General features: G+C 48.8%; 1 tRNA gene and 1 rRNA gene. Both read left to right on the forward strand.

Features of this window, described 5'->3' with window-relative positions:
- Positions 1 to 82, forward strand: a 16S ribosomal RNA gene (locus ABEH87_RS21690); the annotation flags it as partial.
- Positions 83 to 153: 71 nt separating this feature from the next.
- Positions 154 to 229 (forward strand) — tRNA-Glu (locus tag ABEH87_RS21695).
- Positions 230 to 430 lie beyond the last annotated feature (201 nt).

Here is a 430-nt window from a genome sequence, read left to right on the forward strand (position 1 = left end):
GCTTACCACTTTGTGATTCATGACTGGGGTGAAGTCGTAACAAGGTAACCGTAGGGGAACCTGCGGTTGGATCACCTCCTTACCTGAAGATACCTTCCCGCGCAGTGTCCACACAGATTGTCTGATAGAAGTAACGAGCAAAGTCGCACCCGAGTCCCCATCGTCTAGAGGCCCAGGACACTGCCCTTTCACGGCTGTAACAGGGGTTCGAATCCCCTTGGGGACGCCACACCGGTAACGACGTGAAAGACGTTGCCACACAGTATCTCAAAGCTGACTTTAACGAGTCACGTTTGAGATATTTGCTCTTTAACAATCCGGAACAAGCTGAAAATTGAAACGACATGTCGTTTTCATTCTCCGTAATAAGAATGAAATCAACGATATGTTCGAGTCTCTCAAATGCTCACGACAGCATGCTGTCCTTCGG

It is taken from the genome of Erwinia sp. Eh17-17, from assembly GCF_039675725.1.
In the GTDB taxonomy this organism is placed as follows: Bacteria; Pseudomonadota; Gammaproteobacteria; order Enterobacterales; family Enterobacteriaceae; genus Erwinia.